The sequence below is a fragment of the Burkholderia territorii genome, from assembly GCF_902833055.1.
Classification (GTDB): Bacteria; Pseudomonadota; Gammaproteobacteria; order Burkholderiales; family Burkholderiaceae; genus Burkholderia; species Burkholderia territorii.
On the sequence record NZ_CADFEJ010000011.1, the window covers coordinates 66,516 to 83,276 of the forward strand.

Annotated in this window: 17 protein-coding genes and 4 tRNA genes; 9 read left to right on the forward strand and 12 right to left on the reverse strand. The window is 67.0% G+C overall.

What is annotated here, in order from left to right:
* The first annotated feature begins 530 nt into the window (after positions 1 to 530).
* Positions 531 to 2,360: an ABC transporter ATP-binding protein gene (locus HW466_RS19285; protein WP_059447663.1), complete on the forward strand. Its 1,830-nt coding sequence runs from the start codon at positions 531 to 533 to the stop codon at positions 2,358 to 2,360.
* 96 nt (positions 2,361 to 2,456) lie between these two features.
* Here the strand turns inward: HW466_RS19285 and otsA are convergent, their stop codons facing one another.
* Complete coding sequence (otsA, locus tag HW466_RS19290) at positions 2,457 to 3,833, reverse strand: alpha,alpha-trehalose-phosphate synthase (UDP-forming) (protein WP_059447664.1); 1,377 nt, start codon at positions 3,831 to 3,833, stop codon at positions 2,457 to 2,459.
* Positions 3,830 to 4,582 (reverse strand): trehalose-phosphatase, encoded by a 753-nt coding sequence (gene otsB, locus HW466_RS19295; protein WP_059502836.1) that lies wholly within the window; start codon positions 4,580 to 4,582, stop codon positions 3,830 to 3,832. The genes otsA and otsB overlap by 4 nt, the downstream gene beginning before the upstream one ends.
* Before the next feature lie 283 nt (positions 4,583 to 4,865).
* On the opposite strand from otsB, the gene HW466_RS19300 reads away from it, so the two are divergent.
* From HW466_RS19300 to HW466_RS19310, 3 genes are read left to right on the forward strand one after another with little or no spacing between them, the layout of a single operon-like run.
* Positions 4,866 to 5,510 (forward strand): SCO family protein, encoded by a 645-nt coding sequence (locus HW466_RS19300; RefSeq protein WP_060329791.1) that lies wholly within the window; start codon positions 4,866 to 4,868, stop codon positions 5,508 to 5,510.
* 8 nt (positions 5,511 to 5,518) lie between these two features.
* A complete protein-coding gene (locus HW466_RS19305; RefSeq protein WP_059447667.1) occupies positions 5,519 to 5,959 on the forward strand; it encodes a copper chaperone PCu(A)C in 441 nt (146 codons plus the stop codon).
* A 10-nt stretch (positions 5,960 to 5,969) separates the two neighbouring features.
* Positions 5,970 to 6,842, forward strand: coding sequence for a cytochrome c oxidase assembly protein (locus HW466_RS19310; RefSeq protein WP_060023052.1), 873 nt, complete (start codon positions 5,970 to 5,972; stop codon positions 6,840 to 6,842).
* Between the two features lie 12 nt (positions 6,843 to 6,854).
* On the opposite strand, the gene HW466_RS19315 is transcribed toward HW466_RS19310, so the two are convergent.
* On the reverse strand, positions 6,855 to 7,346 hold the full coding sequence (locus tag HW466_RS19315) for a GNAT family N-acetyltransferase (RefSeq protein WP_059870757.1): 492 nt from the start codon (positions 7,344 to 7,346) through the stop codon (positions 6,855 to 6,857).
* A 126-nt stretch (positions 7,347 to 7,472) separates the two neighbouring features.
* Positions 7,473 to 8,339, reverse strand: a complete 867-nt coding sequence (locus HW466_RS19320) for a pirin family protein (protein WP_059771648.1) — start codon at positions 8,337 to 8,339, stop codon at positions 7,473 to 7,475.
* Between the two features lie 111 nt (positions 8,340 to 8,450).
* Between HW466_RS19320 and HW466_RS19325 the strand changes: the two genes are divergently transcribed.
* The gene (locus HW466_RS19325) at positions 8,451 to 9,368 is read left to right on the forward strand and encodes a LysR family transcriptional regulator (protein WP_174905853.1); all 918 of its coding nucleotides are present in this window, start codon (positions 8,451 to 8,453) and stop codon (positions 9,366 to 9,368) included.
* A 112-nt stretch (positions 9,369 to 9,480) separates the two neighbouring features.
* Positions 9,481 to 9,984 carry a GAF domain-containing protein gene (locus HW466_RS19330; protein ID WP_059502844.1) on the forward strand — a complete coding sequence of 168 codons (504 nt, stop codon included), beginning with the start codon at positions 9,481 to 9,483 and terminating at the stop codon, positions 9,982 to 9,984.
* A gap of 123 nt (positions 9,985 to 10,107) precedes the next feature.
* Here HW466_RS19330 and map read toward each other — a convergent pair whose 3' ends face one another.
* The gene (gene map / locus HW466_RS19335; RefSeq protein ID WP_151005484.1) at positions 10,108 to 10,914 is read right to left on the reverse strand and encodes a type I methionyl aminopeptidase; all 807 of its coding nucleotides are present in this window, start codon (positions 10,912 to 10,914) and stop codon (positions 10,108 to 10,110) included.
* On the reverse strand, positions 10,914 to 11,150 hold the full coding sequence (locus HW466_RS19340) for a ParD-like family protein (RefSeq protein WP_059447674.1): 237 nt from the start codon (positions 11,148 to 11,150) through the stop codon (positions 10,914 to 10,916). The genes map and HW466_RS19340 overlap by 1 nt, the downstream gene beginning before the upstream one ends.
* 158 nt (positions 11,151 to 11,308) lie before the next feature.
* Between HW466_RS19340 and HW466_RS19345 the strand changes: the two genes are divergently transcribed.
* From HW466_RS19345 to HW466_RS19355, 3 genes are all read left to right on the forward strand, one after another.
* Positions 11,309 to 11,968: a helix-turn-helix domain-containing protein gene (locus HW466_RS19345; RefSeq protein ID WP_151005482.1), complete on the forward strand. Its 660-nt coding sequence runs from the start codon at positions 11,309 to 11,311 to the stop codon at positions 11,966 to 11,968.
* Positions 11,965 to 12,513: a GNAT family N-acetyltransferase gene (locus HW466_RS19350; RefSeq protein ID WP_059502852.1), complete on the forward strand. Its 549-nt coding sequence runs from the start codon at positions 11,965 to 11,967 to the stop codon at positions 12,511 to 12,513. The genes HW466_RS19345 and HW466_RS19350 overlap by 4 nt, the downstream gene beginning before the upstream one ends.
* A gap of 271 nt (positions 12,514 to 12,784) precedes the next feature.
* Positions 12,785 to 13,273, forward strand: coding sequence for a hypothetical protein (locus HW466_RS19355; protein WP_151005480.1), 489 nt, complete (start codon positions 12,785 to 12,787; stop codon positions 13,271 to 13,273).
* A gap of 63 nt (positions 13,274 to 13,336) precedes the next feature.
* On the opposite strand, the gene HW466_RS19360 is transcribed toward HW466_RS19355, so the two are convergent.
* The 6 genes from HW466_RS19360 to uvrC form a co-directional block, all read right to left on the reverse strand.
* Positions 13,337 to 13,410: transfer RNA gene (locus HW466_RS19360), tRNA-Cys, on the reverse strand.
* 102 nt (positions 13,411 to 13,512) lie between these two features.
* A tRNA-Gly gene (locus tag HW466_RS19365) sits at positions 13,513 to 13,588 on the reverse strand.
* Between the two features lie 52 nt (positions 13,589 to 13,640).
* A tRNA-Gly gene (locus tag HW466_RS19370) sits at positions 13,641 to 13,716 on the reverse strand.
* A gap of 53 nt (positions 13,717 to 13,769) precedes the next feature.
* Positions 13,770 to 13,845 (reverse strand) — tRNA-Gly (locus tag HW466_RS19375).
* A gap of 144 nt (positions 13,846 to 13,989) precedes the next feature.
* Positions 13,990 to 14,577 (reverse strand): CDP-diacylglycerol--glycerol-3-phosphate 3-phosphatidyltransferase, encoded by a 588-nt coding sequence (gene pgsA / locus HW466_RS19380; protein WP_059447979.1) that lies wholly within the window; start codon positions 14,575 to 14,577, stop codon positions 13,990 to 13,992.
* 100 nt (positions 14,578 to 14,677) lie between these two features.
* Complete coding sequence (uvrC, locus tag HW466_RS19385) at positions 14,678 to 16,708, reverse strand: excinuclease ABC subunit UvrC (protein WP_060329785.1); 2,031 nt, start codon at positions 16,706 to 16,708, stop codon at positions 14,678 to 14,680.
* Positions 16,709 to 16,761 lie beyond the last annotated feature (53 nt).

A 16,761-nucleotide genomic window follows, 5' to 3' on the forward strand; every position in this document is an offset into this window, starting at 1 on the left:
CGGCAACCTGCCGGCGGTCCGGGCTGGATGCATTTCGTCCGAAGATCGGACGAATCAGCCTGCCGGGGGCGTCGAACCCGCGCTGCACAAGGAGCGTCGGCGACGCGACAGGCATAGAACGTTTGAAACGAAGACCCGTTGACAGGGGTTCGTAAAAACCTGGACTCGAACCCGGAGCCGATTATCTAGGGTTAATCCCGATACGGCGGACAACATTTCAAACACTTTACTTTGTTACAAAGGCGCAACACTTTGCAACCCGCGGACTTGGGCGTCCGTTCTAGAGTGGAAGGCCCTTTTGGCGTTCCGGGTCCTCCCGTCGCTGCCGGCGTCGCAATTCCGGCGCCTGCGGCAGGCAGGATGAGGATGCCGGATTTTATCTCAAAATTGGCCGCGCGCCCCTGGCCAGCGCAAGAATTCGCGCAGCGCAATGCACGGCCTTGTTTACAATGCCGGATTATTCAGTCCGAGCGCCCCGTGGGCTGCGATCCAGCCGAACCGCTCAATCACCGAATCACCGCACGCATATTTTGGAATCTCTCACCCCTGCCCAGCGCAACGCCCACAACGCGAAGCTGTCGAGCTACGCGCATCGGCCGATCGCGTTCCTGTTCCGCTACATCCGCCTGCATCCCGTCGCGCACCTGATCGTGCTCTGCAGTGTGCTGGCCGCCGTCGGCTGCGCGCTCGGCTCGCAATATGCGATCAAGCACCTGATCGACGTGCTCGCGACCGGGCGCCATCATCCGGGCCCGCTGTGGAGCGCATTCGCGCTGCTCGTCGGGCTGATCGCGGCCGACAACCTGCTGTGGCGCGTCGGCGGCTGGGTCGCCGCGCACACGTTCGTCGCGGTCACCGGCGACCTGCGGCGCGACCTGTTCCAGTACCTGATCGGCCATTCGCCGACGTATTACTCGGAAAAGCAGCCGGGCACGCTCGCGAGCCGCATCACGGCCACGTCGAACGCCGTCTACACGTCCGAGAACACGATGGCCTGGAACGTGCTGCCGCCGTGCATCGCAGTGATGGGCGCGATCCTGATGATCATCGTCGTGAACCCGCTGATGGCTGCCGGCCTGCTCGGCTGTTCGGCCGTGCTCTCGGTCGTGCTGTTCAAGCTCGCCGGGCGCGGCTCCGCGCGCCATCACGCGTTCGCGGCGAAAGCCGCCGCGGTCGACGGCGAGCTCGTCGACGTGATCGGCAACATGGGCCTCGTGCGTGCGTTCGGGATGACGCTGCGCGAACAGAAGCGCTTCAGCGCGACGGTGAAGGCCGAGATGGACGCGCGCCAGCAAAGCCTGCTGTATCTCGAGAAACTGCGGCTGCTGCACGCGGTGATCACCGCGATGCTGTCCGCCGGCCTGCTGGGCTGGGCGCTGTGGCTGTGGGACCAGGGCCGCGCGACCTCCGGCGACATCGTGCTCGTCAGCTCGCTCGGCTTCACGATCCTGCACGGCACGCGCGATCTGGCGGTCGCGCTCGTCGACGTCACGCAGCACGTCGCACGCCTGTCAGAAGCCGTGAAGACGCTGCTCGAGCCGCACGGAATGCCCGATCGCTCCGACGCGCAGCCGCTGTCGGCCAAGGGCGGGCGCGTCGATTTCGAGCGCGTGACGTTCGCTTATCCGCACCGCCGCGCGATTCTCGATCACTTCGATCTCCATATCGAGCCGGGCCAGCGCGTCGGCCTGATCGGCAAGTCGGGCGCCGGCAAGTCGACCGTGCTCGCGCTGCTGCAGCGCTTCTACGATACGCAGGACGGCGCCGTGAAGGTCGACGGTCAGGACGTGAAGACCATCACGCAGGACAGCCTGCGCCACGCGATCGCGCTCGTGCCGCAGGACATCTCGCTGCTGCACCGGACCATCTACGACAACATCGCGTACGGCCGCCCCGATGCGACCCGCGAGGAAGTGCTCGCGGCCGCGCGCGATGCCCGCTGCGCGGAGTTCATCGAAGCGATGCCGGAAGGCTATGACACCATCGTCGGCGACCGTGGCGTGAAGCTGTCGGGCGGCCAGCGCCAGCGCATCGCGATCGCGCGCGCAATCCTGAAGGACGCGCCGATCCTGCTGCTCGACGAGGCGACCTCCGCACTCGACAGCGCATCCGAGGAAGCGATCCAGAGCGCACTCGACCGCCTGATGGTCGGCCGCACGGTGATCGCGATCGCGCACCGCCTGTCGACGCTGCGCAACTTCGACCGGATCATCGTGATGAGCAACGGCAAGGTGATCGACGACGGCAGCCCCGACGTGCTGCGCAACCGCCCGGGCCTGTACCGCGACCTGCTTGCGAAGCAGCACGGCCGCCATCACGTGCCCGACGGCACCACACCGACCGGCGCACGCGTGGCCTGACGCCGCGCCGCGCAGCCGACAAAAAAAGCCGCCGTGCACCAGGCACGGCGGCTTTTTTTCATGGCGTCACGCGAGCGCCGCCGCGCGGCGCGCGCGTTACACGCGCTGCAGGTCGCGCAGGAAGTTGTCGCGCCACACCGACACGTTGTTCTCGCGCAGCTGCGCGATCATGTCCGCATAACGCGCGCGCCGCTCGGCAAGCGGCATCGTCAGCGCCTGCGACAGCGCATCGGCCATCCCGTCGATGTCGATCGGATTGACGATCAGCGCGCCCGTGAGTTCGCGCGCGGCACCCGCGAAACGCGACAGCACGAGCACGCCCGGGTCCTCCGGATTCTGCGCGGACACGTACTCCTTCGCGACGAGGTTCATCCCGTCGCGCAGCGGCGTCACGAAGCCCACGCGCGCGAGGCGATACAGCGCGGCCAGCACCTGCCGGTCGTACTGGCGGTGAATGTAGAGGATCGGCGCCCAGTCGAGCTCCGCGTAGCGGCCATTGATGCGCCCCGACTCCGCCTCGAGCTGCAGGCGGATGTCCTGGTACGCGCGCAGGTCGGCCCGCGTCGACGGCGCGATCTGCAGGAACGACACGCGGTTGCGGATCGACGCCTGATGCTCCAGCAGCTTCTCGAATGCGCGGAACCGCTCGACGAGCCCTTTCGAATAGTCGAGCCGGTCGACGCTCATGATCAACTGGCGCCCGCGCAGCGACGTGGCCATGCGCGCGGCCTTGCCGTGCTCGCCGGCCTGCGCGAGCGACGCGATCTCGTCCGGATACACGCCGATCGGATACGCGGCCGCACGCAGCGTGTTGCCGAACGCGCTGACGCGCATCGTGCGCCCTTCGCGCGCCACTTCGCCGCCGGCCTCGAATTCGATGTAGTCGCAGAACGCGCGCAGGTCCGGCTCGGTCTGGAAGCCGAGCAGGTCGAACGCGCACAGCGACTCGACGAGCTCGCGATGCGGCGGCACGTTGACGAGCACCTGCGCGGCCGGAAACGGGATGTGCAGGAAAAAGCCGATGCGGTTCTTCACGCCGGCCGCGCGCAGCGCACGTGCGAACGGGATCAGGTGATAGTCGTGCACCCAGATCACGTCGTCGTCCTGCAGCAGCGGCACGAGCTGCTGCGCGAGCCATACGTTCACGCGGCCGTAGCCTTCGAACTCGTGGCGATCGTACTGGATCAGGTCCGCCCGGTAATGAAACGCGGGCCACAGCGTCGCGTTCGAGAAACCGCGGTAGTACTGGTCGTAATCGCGGCGCGACAGCCCGACGGTCGCGAACGTCACGGGGCCGCGCTCCTCGATGTGGATCTGCGGCGCACCGGACGCGACCACCTCGCCGCTCCAGCCGAACCACATGCCGCCCGTCTCCTTCAGCGCGTCGTACACACCGATCGCGAGACCACCCGCCGCCGGCTCGCCTTCCGAAATCGGGGCGACGCGGTTCGAAACGATGATGAGTCGACTCATGCGCCTTGCTGCTCCGCGTGAAGCCAGCGGGCGATCTGCTCGTGCAATGCGTCGACCGAGTCGAGCCGCGTGCGGGCCGACGTCTCGCCCGCGCCGACCTTGATCGACAGGCCGCCGCGCGCATTGACCACCGCGAAGCCCTTCTCGTCGGTCAGGTCGTCGCCCGCGAACAGCGGCATGCGGCCCGCGAACGGCGGCTCGTCGAGAAACGCGGCCAGCGCGCGCCCCTTGTCGACGCCCTTCGGCTTGATCTCGAATACCATCTTGCCGGGTTGCAGCACGTACGCATCCGCGTATTCGGCGACGAGGCGCTCGGCCGCTTCGCGCGCGACCGGCTCGCGCTCGGGCGCGTTGCGGTAGTGCAGCGCGACGGCCGCGCCCTTGATCTCGAGCAGCATGCCCGGATGACGGTCGACGATGGCCGCGAGTTCGCGCTCGATGCGCAGCAGCCGTTCGTCGTTGAAGCCGATACGCTGCGTGTCGCCGTTCGCATCGCGACGTTCGGCGCCGTGCAGGCCCGCGATCGGCAGATCGGGCATTTTCAGGAACGTGTCGAGATTGTCGATGCCGCGACCCGACACGACAGCGACCGCACCGTGCGTGCGGCGCCGCAGTTCGTCGAGCAGCGTCAGCAGCGACGGCGGCACGTGAATGCTGTCCGGCGTCGGCGCCAGCTCGACGAGCGTGCCGTCGAAGTCGAAAAAGAACGCGGTATCGGTCAGGGACAGGGAAGCCGGAACGGATTGCATCGATTCGATGGTCTGAGGAGCGGCCGGCAAACGCGCGGCCGCCGCTTCGAGAATGGAATTGTGCGCATCTTACCGCGCCTGCGTATCGAGATGGGCGAAACCGGCGGAGGGCGGGCCGCGCGCGGCCACGCGCGTCGACTGCGACATATTGCCCCGTTCGCCCGTGCCGTACGGGTTTCGAAAGGACGCAGGCGCGGGAATTGCGCTACAGTCGGCAACCGCCGGCCGCGCGACGCATGGCGCCGCGCCGGCCGACGACCGTTCCGTCCGATCGAGCCCCAGGATGTCGTCTGCCCGTCCCGCGCCGCACCGGCGCCTCTTCAGCCTGACCCGCTTCGTCCGCACCGCCGCGGCGCTGAGCGCCGCCGTCGCGCTCGCCGCATGCACGCACGACGAGCCGAGCTGGCACCTGACCAACGTCACCGGCCACCTGCCCGACCTGTCGTTCACACTCACCGGCGGCGACGGCCATCCGGTCGACGCGAACGCGTTTCGCGGCCACGTCGCGCTCGTCTACTTCGGCTATACGCACTGCCCGGACGTCTGCCCCGAAACGATGGCCCGGCTGATGGAGGTGCTCGCGAAGCTCGGCCCGCAGGCGAACGACGCGCGCATCCTGTTCGTGTCGGTCGATCCGGCGCGCGACACGCCGCAGGCGATGCAGTCGTACGTCGCCGCGTTCGATGCCGTGCATGCGCGCGGCCTGACCGGCACCGACGGGCAGATCGAATCGCTCGCGAAGCGCTATCGCGTCGCGTACCAGATGGAAAAACGCGATCCGTCCGGCGGCTACGAGGTGACGCACAGCTCGGCCGTCTACATCTTCGATGCGAACGGTCGCGCGCGCCTGCTCGCCACCGACCGCGATTCACCCGACGCCATCGCCGCCGACGTGCGCCGCATCATCGACACTGCCTCCCCCACCTGAACTCCGACATGAAGACGACCCTCAAGACATTCGCCCTCCTCGCCGCGCTGTGCACCGGCGCGCACGCGTATGCCGCCGGCGCGATCACCGCGCAGAATGCATGGGTGCGCTGGCTGCCGAACAAGCTGCCCGCGGGCGGCTACGTGACGCTCGTCAACACGAGCGACAAGCCGGTCGATCTCGTCGACGTCGACAGCCCCGACTACGGAATGGCGATGCTGCACCAGACCGTGTCGAACGGCTCGACGCAGAAGATGGAGATGGTCGACAAGCTGACGATTCCCGCGCGCGGCAAGGTCGATATCGCGCCGGGCGGCTATCACTTCATGCTCGAGGAGCCGAAGCACGCGATCAAGCCCGGCGACACCGTGCGCCTGCGCCTGAAGTTCTCCGACGGCGAGACGGTCGACACGCCGTTCGCCGTGAAGTCGCCGGCCCAGGCGAAGTGATGCGCGCGCGATGAACGTCCTGTACTGGCTCGATCCGTGGGAACCGTCGCCGACCGTCGTCATCGCGGTGCTGGCGGCCGCCGTGCTGTTCGCGCGCGGCGTGAAGAAGGCGAAGGTGTCGCCGCTGCGACAGTTCTCGTTCTGGCTCGGGCTGACGGCGCTCTACATCGCGCTGCATACGCGGCTCGACTACTTCTTCGAACACGAGTTCTTCATGCACCGCGCGCAGCACCTCGTGCTGCATCACCTCGGGCCGTTCTTCATCGCGCTGGCCTATCCGGGTGCGGCAATCCGCGCGGGCATACCGTTTCGCTGGCGGCAGCGCTTCGTGCGCCCCGCGCTCGCGTGGGCGCCCGTGCGCGCGACGCTGGACGTGGTGTTCCATCCGGTCGTCGCGGTCGTGCTGTTCGTCGGGCTGATCTATTTCTGGCTGCTGTCGCCGATCCACTTCATCGCGATGCTCGACTGGCGCCTGTATCGCGTGATGAACTGGAGCATGGTGATCGACGGGTTGCTGTTCTGGTGGCTCGTCGTCGATCCGCGCCCCGCGCCGCCGGCGCGGCTCTCACCGGGGCGCCGGATCCTGATCGTCGTCGCGGCGATCCCGCCGCAGATCGCGCTCGGCGCGCTGATCTTCTTCACGCCGCACGAGCTGTATCCGATCTACTCGATCTGCGGGCGCGCATTCACGTGGCTCAGCCCGCTGCGCGACCAGCAGATCGGCGGCCTGCTGCTGTGGATTCCCGGTTCGATGATGAGCGTGATCGGCGCGCTGATCGCGCTGCGGCATTGGCTGCGGCTGTCGGCGCGCGGCCGTCTGATCGACGAACGGGCGGCCGCCCGGCGTGCGCAAAACCCGCCGGCGACGCGCGCCGCCCACTGACCGCGCGGCGCGTCAGCCGCGCGTGCCGGTCATCCACACGTGCGGGATCCCGTCCTCGTCGTGCACGTCCGAGCTCGGCGTGAAACCGAACGCCCCGTAGAAGCGCTGCAGATGGGCCTGCGCATGCAGGCTCACCTGCGCGTCCGGCCACTGCGCGCGGATATGCTCGAGCGCGCGCGACAGCAGCGCGTTGCCGAGGCCCGCGCCGCGAAACGGCGCGGTCGTCAGCACGCGGCCGATGCGCACGTCCGTGTGCTGCGCATCCGGCAGCAGCACGCGCAGATAGCCGGCGAGGCGGCCCTCCGGATCGTACGCGGCCAGGTGCCACGCGTCGTGATCCGCGCCATCGATGTCGCGATACACGCAGTTCTGCTCGACGACGAACACGGCGCTGCGCGCGTCGAGGATCGAATAGAGTTCACGCGCGGTCAGCGCGTCGAAGAATTTCCAGCGCCAGTCGAGATCGTCGGCGCGCACGGAGGCGGCAGGTACGGAAGCGTTCATGGTCGGTCCTGATTCGAGCGCGCCGGCCGGCGCGCGGCAACCGCCGATTATGCCTCGAAGCGCACGCGGCACGCGTGCCGTCGCTCCGTACACGAAAAAAAGCCCCGCATTGCGCGGGGCCTTCCGTTACGCCGGCATCCGGCCGAAGCGGCCGCCGTTGAAATCGTCGATCGCGGTGCGGATCTCCTCTTGCGAGTTCATCACGAACGGCCCGTAACCGACCACCGGCTCATCGATCGGCTCGCCGCTCAAAATCAGCAGCTTCGCGTCGCCGTTCGCTTCGATCTCGACGTCGCGGCCGTCGCGGCTCAGTTGCACGAACTGCGCTTCGCGGGCCACCGTCTCGCCGTTCACGAGCAACGTCCCGCTCAGCACGACCACCGCGAGCGTCCGGCCTTCGGCGATCGGGAACCGCGCACGGCCGCCTGCCGCAAGCCGCACGTCCCACACGTCGATCGGCGTGTGCGTGCGGGCCGGCCCGCGCCGCCCGTCGAACTCGCCCGCGATGATCCGCGCGCGGCCTGCGCCGTCCGGCAGTTCGACCACCGGGATGTCCGCGTCCAGCAGCGTCTGGTAACCGGGCGCGCCCATCTTGTCGGCGGCGGGCAGGTTCACCCACAGCTGCACCATCTCGAGCGGACCGCCGCGCTTCGTGAACGCTTCCGAGTGGAATTCCTCGTGCAGGATCCCGCTGGCGGCCGTCATCCATTGCACGTCGCCCGGGCCGATCACGCCGCCCGCGCCGGTCGAGTCGCGGTGTGCGACCTCGCCTTCATAGACGATCGTCACCGTTTCGAAGCCGCGGTGCGGGTGCTGCCCCACCCCGCGCGGCGTCGAAGCCGGCTCGAAGTTCACGGGACCGGCGTAGTCGAGCAGCAGGAACGGGCTCAGGTGCGTGCCATGAGACTGATAGCTGAACATCGAACGCACCGGGAAACCGTCGCCGACCCAATGGCCGCGCGGCGCACTGTACACACCCTGGATCTTCTTCATTTTGCCTTCTCCGAATTGCGGCGAAACACGTGTTTCGCATCCTGAGGAGGAATATAGAGGTGGAACGATCAATCCGGTAGACTGCCAAAATCGCACTCAGCGTTCTATTTCATGAACGATAACGACCGGGATCTGAACGATCTCTACTACTTCGTGCAGGTGGTCGAGCACGGAGGCTTCGCGCCGGCCGGCCGCGCGCTCAACATGCCGAAATCGAAGCTGAGCCGCCGCATCGCGCTGCTCGAAGCGCGGCTCGGCATGCGGCTGATCCAGCGCTCGACACGCCGCTTCACGGTCACGGACGTCGGCCAGACCTATTACGCGCATTGCCGCGCGATGCTCGTCGAAGCGGACGCCGCCGACGAGGCGATCGCGCTGCTGCACGAGGAGCCGCGCGGCATCGTGCGGGTCAGTTGCCCGGTCGTGCTGCTCGATTCATTGGTCGGCGCGATGATCGCCGCGTTCATGGTCGCGTGCCCGCGTGTCGAGATTCATCTGGAAGCGACCAACCGGCGCGTCGACGTGGTGGGCGAAGGCATCGACGTCGCGATCCGCGTACGGCCGCCACCGCTCGAGGACAGCGATCTCGCGCTGCGCGTGCTGGCTGAGCGCGGGCAGTGTCTCGTCGCCAGCCCCGCGTTGCTGCGCGAGCATGGTGTGCCGGCCGTGCCCGCCGACCTCATACGCTTGCCGAGCCTCGATCACGGCGTGCCGCAAGCCGCGCACGTGTGGCGGCTGCGCGGCCCCGACGGCGCGCAGGCGGAAATCCACCACCAGCCCCGGCTCGTGACGGGCGGCATGCTCGCGCTGCGCGCGGCGGCTGTCGCGGGCGTGGGCATCGTGCAGTTGCCGACGATGATGGTGCGCGATGAAGTCGCGCGCGGCGAACTGGCGACCGTGCTGCCGGACTGGGCGCCGCGCCGCGAAATCGTGCATGCGGTGTTCGCATCGCGGCGCGGGTTGCTGCCCGCGGTACGCGCGCTGCTCGATTTCCTGGCCGAGCGGTTCGCCGAACTGGAGCCCGATTGAGCGACGGCGCGCGCGCCACGCGCTGCAAACGCGCCGCGCGTGCCGTAGACTGCGGGACGCGCATCGCGCTTTTCACAACCTCGCCCTTCACAACCCTTTTCGCATTTCAGCCATGTTCACGCTGTCCACCGACCCTCACGCCTCCAAGGCCGAACTCTATGCGACGCTCGTCGAGCAAGCACGCGCGCTCGTCGAATCGGAACGCGACCTGATCGCGAACGCCGCGAACTTCTCGGCGCTCGTCTATCATTCGCTCGACCGCCTGAACTGGGCCGGCTTCTATTTCTTCGACGGGACGGAACTCGTGGTCGGGCCATTCCAGGGCAAGCCCGCGTGCGTGCGGATCGCGCTCGGCAAGGGCGTGTGCGGCACGGCGGCGCAGACTCGCGAGACGCAGGTCGTGCGCGACGTGCACGCATTCCCCGGCCATATCGCCTGCGATGCCGCGTCGGAATCGGAAATCGTCGTACCGCTGGTAGCCGCCGACGGCACGCTGATCGGCGTGTGGGACGTCGACAGCCCCGTGGCCGCCCGCTTCGATGACGAAGACCGCAACGGGATGGAAGCGCTGTGCCGCGTATTCGTCGAACATGCGTGGCAGAAGGCGCGCGGTTGAGCCGCGATTGAACCGTGATCGGGCCGCGTGACGTCGCGGGTCGGCCGCGCGACTCCGGATGAAAAAGGCGCCATGACGGCGCCTTTTCATTTCATTGCGCCGCCTTGGGCGGCACGCCGCCTGTCAGGCCGCGTGCGTGCCGGACAGCGGCGCGCACGCCGGCGGCTTCACGTCGTCCGACAGGATCTCGACGCCCTGCTCCGTCACGACGACCATGTGCTCCCATTGCGCCGACAACGAATGATCCTTCGTGACGACCGTCCAGCCGTCGGCCAGCACGCGCGTATCGCGCTTGCCCGCATTCAGCATCGGCTCGATCGTGAAGATCATCCCCGGTCGCAGCGGCACGCCGGTGCCCGGGCGGCCGTAGTGCAGCACCTGCGGCTCGTCGTGATAGACGTCGCCGATCCCGTGCCCGCAGTACTCGCGGACCACGCTGAACCCCTCGCGGTGCGCGACCTGCTGGATCGCATAGCCGACGTCGCCGAGCGTCGCGCCCGGACGAACCGCGCGGATGCCCGCGTGCATCGCCTCGTAGGTCGTCGCGACGAGGCGCCGCGCCAGTTCGCCCGGCTCGCCGACGAAGTACATGCGGCTCGTGTCGCCGAACCAGCCGTCCTTGATCACCGCGATGTCGAGATTCACGATATCGCCGTCGCGCATCGGGCGCGACGACGGAATGCCGTGACAGACCACGTGGTTGACCGACGTGCACAGCGTTTTCGGATAACCGTGGTAGCCGATGTTCGCCGGAATGGCGCCGAGTTCGTCGACGATGTATTCGCGGCAGCGCGCGTCCAGCTCGTCCGTCGTGACGCCCGGCTTCACGTGCTCGGCGATCATCGTCAGGACCTGGGACGCGAGCTTCGCGGCTTCGCGCGACCGGGCGATTTCCGCGGCACCGCGGATCGGGATTTCGCGTCTTGCCATCACGCCACCTGCTCGATGCCGTGGGCGACCGACTCCGTCGGACCGGCATCGCTGCCCCGCGCTTCAGTCTCGATCAGCATCCGGCAGATATCGCCGTAGGACAGCGACGGATTGAGCTCCGCCAGCATCCCGACGCGCAGCCAGTGCTCCGCCTGCGCGTTGATCGAACGGCTCAGCGCGGTACTGGTAGAGCGCAGCCGTTCGTGCATGTGCTCGGATATCTTGATGATTCCCATATGTCTCTAATTAAACGAAATGTAGTCGTTTCGTATATTACGCTCGCACGGAGCGCTGGGCAAGCATCTGACCGTGCTCGGAATCATCGAGCCGGGACCGCGACAGGACGGTTTCCCCGTTGACATCGAATTCCAGCTTGCTGGACAATGAATCCATCATGCAAGAATCAGGTCGCGCGCCCGCCGACGATACCGGCATCAATGAACGCATCGCCCGGCGCGTGCGCGATCTGCGCATGCTGCGAGGCTACACGCTCGATGCGCTCGCCGCGCGTTCCGGCGTCAGCCGTTCGATGATCTCGCTCATCGAGCGTGCGTCGGCAAGCCCGACCGCCGTCGTGCTCGACAAGCTCGCGGCCGGTCTCGGTGTATCGCTGGCCGCGCTGTTCGCCGGCGATCGCGACGACGCGCCCGCCCAGCCGCTGGTGCGGCGTGCGCAGCAGGCGGAATGGCGCGATCCGGCGTCCGGGTACGTGCGGCGCAATCTGTCGCCGCCCGGCTGGCCGTCGCCGATCCAGCTCGTCGAGGTCGATTTCCCGGCCGGCGCGCGCGTCGCATACGACTCCGGCGGGCGCGAAAGCGCGCTGCATCAACAGGTTTGGGTCGTCAGCGGGCGCGTCGACATCACGTTCGGCGAGCAACGTCACGAACTGCACGAAGGCGACTGTCTGGCCATGCGCGTCGATCAGCCGCTTGTTTTCAGCAACCCTTCGTCGCACGCCGCGCGCTATGTCGTCGCGATCTGCGACGCCCCCGCCGCCGTCGGCGCGCGAGGTGTGTCATCCGTTCAAGGCCGACAGGCGCAGGAGCCCGTATGAATCCCCCGACACCGCGCGACGACGTGCGCCTGATCGATTGCAGCGAGGCCGAACATGCGGCGGCCATCCTCGAGATCCTGAACGACGCGATCGTGAATTCGACCGCGCTGTACGACTACCGGCCGCGGCCGCCGGAAGCGATGGTCACGTGGTTCGCGACGAAGCGCGCCAACGGGTTTCCGGTCGTCGGCGCGGTCGACGAATCGGGCACGCTGGTCGGCTTCGCGAGCTGGGGCACGTTCCGCGCGTTCCCGGCGTTCAAGTACACGGTCGAACACAGCGTCTACGTCCATCGCGACCATCGCGGCCGCGGCCTCGGCGAGTTGCTGCTGCGCGAGTTGATCCGGCGTGCGCGCGAAGCTGGCGTGCACGTGCTGGTCGGCTGCATCGACGCGACCAACGGCGGCAGTGTCGCGCTGCATACGCGGCTCGGCTTCGTGCACTCGGGCACAATCACCGAGGCGGGCTTCAAGTTCGGCCGCTGGCTCGATGCGGCGTTCTATCAGTTGACGCTCGACACGCCGTCGCAGCCGGTCGACGGCTGACCGGCGTTGCCGGATGTTCGGCACGCTCATCCTGACGCGGATCGCATGGAACGGCCCGCAGCACGTCCATCGCCTCCCCGTGACGACGCGTGCCGCCCACCACACCGCGTCGGCACCTTCTCCGCATGCTCCCGGGCCACGCCCCGTTCCTTTTGCCCCGTGACCGCGCGTGTGACGTTCGCCGCATTCTTGCGCGAGAACGGTAGCGATACGGTATTCCCCAGCGGCCGCAGCACGGCCGCGCACCGATTCATCACCCGGAGAATGCCGTATGAAAACGTCCCATGTCCTGCCGCACCACCCCGGATCGCGACGCGATACCGGCCTCGCGCGCCGCGCGGCCCGACGCGTTGCATGGTCGCTTGCCGCTCTCCCGCTTTTCTGCGGGCAAGCGTTTGCAGTCGACGCGTGCCCGACGCCGTTTGCGTTGAGCGGCAACACCGATCTGCCATGGAAGGAAGTGACCACCAACCAGTGGCGCAACATGCTGCCGCGCGGCTGGACCGACAACGGTTTTCATTTCTACAGCCGGGTGCGCAGCCGCGGCCCGGAGAACGGCATCAATACGCCGTCGGATCTCGAATCGGAAATCCGCAAACAGGTGTCGGACGAACCCGCCGGTGGCGGCAACCCAAATCGGCGGATGATCACGCTGCCGATCGTGAACGGCAAGGGCCAGCATCTGCTCGCGATTTACGACTACGACGGCAGGAGCACGGCGAAGTGCGAGTTGGTGACGCTGACGTATCCGGCGCAATAGATGCGTGAATGTGGCGCGCAAAAAAGAAAAGCCCCGCCGAAGCGGGGCTTTTCTTTTCCTACCTGGAGGCGCGAGCCGGAGTCGAACCGGCCTAAACGGCTTTGCAGGCCGCTGCATAACCGCTTTGCTATCGCGCCAAAAGCGGACTGTCCGGATGCCACGGAGGCAAGTGACAGATTCGTTTATTCGAGGACCGTCGGCCCATCAAATAAAAAGGGAAGCGCGGCTTCCCCATGACTTGGAGCGGGAGACGAGTCTCGAACTCGCGACCTCAACCTTGGCAAGGTTGCGCTCTACCAACTGAGCTACTCCCGCATCGTCCTGCATCTGCAGCGCTTTTGCCATACAACACGCTGCCAGAAAAATCTGGAGCGGGAGACGAGTCTCGAACTCGCGACCTCAACCTTGGCAAGGTTGCGCTCTACCAACTGAGCTACTCCCGCATATGTCCTGCATCTGCAGCGCTTTGCCGTACAACACGCTGCCAGAAAAAATCTGGAGCGGGAGACGAGTCTCGAACTCGCGACCTCAACCTTGGCAAGGTTGCGCTCTACCAACTGAGCTACTCCCGCGTATTGCTACGCTACTGCTTCCCCGTCACACACTTACTTCGTCGTGCAGCGGAGAAGCGAGATTATGTCGAAGGCACATTCGTATGTCAAGGGCTTTTCCAGCCCTTTTTCCAAAAACCTGCGCTGCCCACCGTGCCGGGGCGGTCACGCGCCGCCACGCTCGCGAATCTGCGGCCACGCGAGCTTCATGTAGTACAGCATCGACCAGATCGTCAGCACCGCCGCGAGATACATCAGCCACTCGCCCCACACGCGCGTGTCGATCGTCGCGATGCCGAGCGGCAGCGGGCCGTAGTACAGCAGCATCGGGATCGCGACCATCTGGCACGCGGTCTTGAACTTGCCGAGCTGGTTCACCGCGACACTCTTCGACGCACCGATCTGCGCCATCCATTCGCGCAGCGCCGAGATCGCGATCTCGCGGCCGACGATCACAAGCGCGATCGCCGCATCGACCCGCGCGATCTGCACGAGGATCAGCAACGCGGCGGTCACCATCAGCTTGTCCGCGACCGGATCGAGGAACGCGCCGAACGACGACGTCTGGTTCCACTTGCGGGCGAGAAACCCGTCGAACCAGTCGGTGAGCGCCGCGAGAATGAAGATCGCCGCCGCCGCGAGGTTGCGGTGCGCGCCGCCCATCACCGTGTCCGGCAGATAGAACACGCCGACGACGAGCGGAATCAGCACGATCCGTACCCACGTCAGGAAAATCGGGAAATTGAACGGCATGGCATGCGGGTCAGTAAAGGATTCGCAATTGTGCCGTGTCGACCGGCCTGCCACAAGAACGCGAGAACCGCGCGCATGAGCCACCGGCCGCACGGCCGCTTCAGTGCAGCTGCTTGTAGATCTGCTCGGCGAGTGCGTGCGAGATGCCCTCGACGCTCGCCAGTTCCTCCACGCTCGCGGCAACCACGCCGCGCAGCCCGCCGAACCGCGCGAGCAATCGCTGCCGACGTTTCGCACCGACCCCTTCGAGTTCCTCGAGCCGCGAGGTCTGGCGCGCCTTCGCCCGCTTCGCGCGCATTCCGGTGATCGCGAAACGGTGCGCCTCGTCGCGGATCTGCGCGACGAGCATCAGCGCGGCACTCTCCTTGCCGAGTTCGAGCGGCGCGCGGCCGTCCGCGAACACGAGCGTCTCGAGGCCGACCTTGCGCCCCTCGCCCTTCGCGACGCCGACCAGCATCGACGTGTCGAGCCCGAGTTCGGTGAACACCTGCCGCGCGATCTCGACCTGCCCCTTGCCGCCGTCGATCAGCACGATGTTCGGCAGCAGGTTCGATGCTTCGGCCTTGCGCGTGGATTCGCCGTCGATGCCGGCCGCGTCGTCGGCGGCCGCCGCCTGCGCGGCCTGCTCGACCATCTTCTCATAGCGACGCGTCAGCACCTGCCGCATGGCCGCGTAATCGTCGCCCGGCGTGATGCCCGTGATGTTGTAGCGACGATATTCGCCCGACTGCATCTTGTGATGGTGATAGACGACGCACGACGCTTGCGTCGCTTCGCCCATCGTGTGGCTGATGTCGAAACATTCGATCCGCAGCGTTGCAAGGTCGTCGCCTTCGAAGCCGAGCGTCTCCGCGAGCGCGCGCGTGCGCGCCTGCTGCGAGCCCTGCTCGGACAGCAGCCGCGCAAGCGCGATCCGTGCATTCTGCTCGGCCATCGACAGCCACGCGCGCCGCTGCCCCTGCGGCTGCCGTACCAGCGACACCTTGTGACCGGCCTGCTCGGACAGCAATTCGAGCAGGTCGCGGCTCGCGGGCGCATGGCTCACGACCAGCACGGGCGGCACGCGATTGCCGAGATAGTGCTGCGCGATGAACGCATCGAGCACCTCGGCCTCCACCGACGCCCCCGCATCGCGCGCGGCGGCAGCGTCCTCCGCCGGCCGATCGGGCAAGGCCGCGGCGGCTTCGTCGGCAACGTCCTGCACATCGGCTTCGTCGCCGAGCCCGCCTTCCGCAAGCGTCAGCGCACTTTCGACGTGCGTCGGGAAATAGGCCTTGTCGCCGAGATGGCGGCCGCCGCGCACCATCGCCAGGTTCACGCACACGCGTCCGCCCTGCGCGACGACCGCCAGGATGTCGACGTCGCTGTCGCTGCCGACCTCGATCGCCTGCTGATGCAGCACCGTCGCGAGCGAGCTCATCTGGTTGCGCACGGCGGCCGCCTGCTCGAACTTCAGCTCGGCCGCGAACGCGTGCATCTTCTGCTCGAGCTCCTTCATCACCTCCGACTGCCGGCCGAGCAGAAACCGCGCCGCATTCGACACGTCGATCGCGTAGTCGTCCTCGGAAATCGCGCCGACGCACGGCGCCGTGCAGCGCCCGATCTGATGCAACAGGCAGGGCCGCGTGCGGTTGTTGAACACCGAATCCTCGCAGGTGCGCAGCTGGAACACGCGCTGCAGGATCTGGATGCTCTCGCGCACGGCCCATGCGCTCGGGAATGGCCCGAAGTACTGGTTCTGCTTGTCGACCGAGCCGCGGTAATACGCCATGCGCGGAAAACGGTGCGCGGTAAGTTTCAGGTACGGATACGACTTGTCGTCGCGAAACAGGATGTTGTAGCGCGGCGCGAGCGCCTTGATCAGATTGTTCTCGAGCAGCAGCGCCTCGGCCTCCGAGCGCGTGACGGTGGTCTCGATGCGTGCGATGCGCGTGACCATCATCGCGATGCGCGGCGACAACTGCGTCTTCGTGAAATAGCTCGATACGCGCTTCTTGAGGTCGCGCGCCTTGCCGACGTAAAGCACGGCGCCCGCCGCGTCGTAGTAGCGGTAGACGCCCGGCATGTGCGGCAATTGCGCGAGGATCTTCTTGGGTTCGAACGGGATGTCGGCGGCTTCTGGGGATGTCATGCGTGATCCGGGTGCCTTGTGGCGCGGAACGGGTCCATTAGAATCGTCAGTTT